1 protein-coding gene is annotated in these 461 nt (G+C 71.1%); it reads left to right on the plus strand.

Annotated features, from left to right (window positions below):
* Positions 1–131: 131 nt before the first annotated feature.
* Positions 132–461 (plus strand): hypothetical protein (locus I6F37_RS39260; RefSeq protein ID WP_225154265.1); only part of this gene is annotated, 330 nt, incomplete at its 3' end.

A 461-nucleotide genomic window follows, 5' to 3' on the forward strand; every position in this document is an offset into this window, starting at 1 on the left:
GTGTTCGCCCGCGAACGGCCGCATGGCGTCCCAGACCTCGGGCCGCATCGGCGTCGTGGCGCTCCAGTCCAGGTAGATCATCCGGGCATTTTAGCCGTGCGGTCGGCCGCCGGGTCGGGTAGACTCGGGCCATGCACCAGGGCAGCGACAAGGCCGGGCACTGGCTCATCAAACACTTCGGCGACCTGGCCCTCCGCCTGGCCGGGGTCCGCGGCATCGTCGCCTGGCGGGCGGTCAAGGGGGATCCCATCGCCCCGCGCCGCCTCCCGGACGGATTGATCGAGGTCACGCTTGTCGGCCGGCCGGACCCGGAGACGTTCCTGGTCGAGATTGAACTGGACGCCGACCCGGACGCCGACCGCCAGCTGTTCGAGGACCTGATGGCCCTGCACCTGGACCGTCAGCCGATCCCGGAGGCGGTCGTCCTGGTCCTGCGGCCGAAGGGGAACGCCCGGGTGACG

Source organism: Bradyrhizobium sp. NBAIM08, assembly GCF_020193935.1.
Taxonomy (GTDB): domain Bacteria; phylum Pseudomonadota; class Alphaproteobacteria; order Rhizobiales; family Xanthobacteraceae; genus Bradyrhizobium; species Bradyrhizobium yuanmingense.